The sequence below is a fragment of the Tepidiphilus thermophilus genome, assembly GCF_001418245.1.
Taxonomy (GTDB): domain Bacteria; phylum Pseudomonadota; class Gammaproteobacteria; order Burkholderiales; family Rhodocyclaceae; genus Tepidiphilus; species Tepidiphilus succinatimandens.
Window position 1 is genome coordinate 1 of the sequence record NZ_LIPU01000032.1, and the last position, 1,513, is coordinate 1,513.

2 protein-coding genes are annotated in these 1,513 nt (G+C 64.6%); both read right to left on the reverse strand.

Annotation, left to right across the window (positions count from 1 at the left end; translation table 11 throughout):
* The coding region (locus ASC37_RS11155) for an ATP-binding protein (RefSeq protein WP_176697480.1) at positions 1-382 on the reverse strand (382 nt) is incomplete at its 3' end.
* A complete protein-coding gene (gene istA / locus ASC37_RS11160; RefSeq protein WP_055424432.1) occupies positions 379-1,437 on the reverse strand; it encodes an IS21 family transposase in 1,059 nt (352 codons plus the stop codon). The genes istA and ASC37_RS11155, both read right to left, overlap by 4 nt.
* Positions 1,438-1,513 lie beyond the last annotated feature (76 nt).

Below are 1,513 nucleotides of genomic sequence, written 5' to 3' on the forward strand. Positions count from 1 at the left end.
CCTGGGCCGCCCGATAGCCCAAGGCGATGGCCAGATGCGTTTTGCCCACGCCCGAGGGCCCCAGGAGCACGACGTTCTCTCCCCGCTCGAGAAAGCCCAGGCCCGCGAGCTCGTCGATCTGCTGGCGTTTCACGCCGCTGGCAAAAGCATAGTCGAACTGCTCGAGGGTCTTGATCGCCGGGAATCCGGCCAGGCGGGTGAGCACGTTCTGTTTCCTGACCTGACGGCCAGCCAGTTCGCTCTTGAGCACCGCCTCGAGGAAATCGCTGTAAGAGCGCTCCCCACGGGCCGCTTCCTGGGCGGCGGCCGCGTACCCCTGGGCGATGAAGGGCAGCTGCAGCTGCTCGCACAGGGCGGTGAGCCGTTCGTGTTGCAGGTTCATGCGATCTCCTGGAGCAGGCGCTCATAGACGGACAGGGGGTGCTGCGCCGGTACGGCGCATGGGTACTGCGCCGCGAGGCGATCTGGTTGGCCTGGGGCTGCGTTGGCCGTGGGCAGAGCCGCAGGGATCTGGCCTCGCCACGCCGGCGCAAGGGGTTGCAGCTGGGCCCGTTCCTCCTGGCACAGCCGTTGCCAAGGCACGGCCCCGGTGGTGGCATGGAGGCGGGCGTTGGCCACCTCTTTGAGCCAACGGCGGACTTCGGCATTGGCCGTGACCACGTCCACGCTCAAACCCGCCTGTTTGAGCTTCGCCGCCAAGGGGACGTAGAACGAGCGGCGCAGATAGCCGTTGAAGCGCTCCACCTTTCCCTTGGTCTTGGCGCGATAGGGGCGGCAGAGCTTGATGACGAAGCCGCAGTGCTTGGCGTAGTCCAGAAACGTCGGGTGATAGCGGTGCTGCCCCTGGCCGCTGGCGTCACGCTCGAGCACCACCGTCTTCATGTTGTCGTAGAGGATGCGCCGTGTCACCCCGCCCAGCGCCGCAAAGGTGCGCTCATGGCACTCGATGAGCGTGCCCACCTTCATGTCGGTGACGAACTCGACGTGACTGGCGCGGCTGTAACCCAGCGTGGCGCAAAAGGCATAGAGCGCATCGGCCCCTTTGCGAAACTCCACCCAGTCGACTTGCATCTGCTCCCCCGGGCTGGTCTCGAACCGTACCAGGGGCTCCTCGATGGGCGCGGGGCGCAGCCCGCGCACAAAGGCGCGCAGCTGACTGATGCCCCCTTCGTAGCCTTGTGCCTTGATCTCGCGCAGCAGCACCGTGGCCGGAATCCAGTGCGGCTGCGCCGCCGCTTGCCGTTGCCGTAGATACGACTCATACGCTTCGAGCTTGGTACTTCGCCGCTTGCGCGGCCCGTAGCTCGGCGCTTCGCCCAAGGCCAGATGTCGTCGCACCGTATTGACGGCGCACCCCACCTCTTGGGCAATGCGACGCAGACTCAGGCCGTGTTTGCGCAAAATCTCGATCTCCACACTCACCTCGTTCGATAGCATCGGCGTTCCAAAAAAACGCCAATCTTTACTCAACTCGGTGTATCAGATTTCACTCGTTGGCCTGTGTCAATTTACA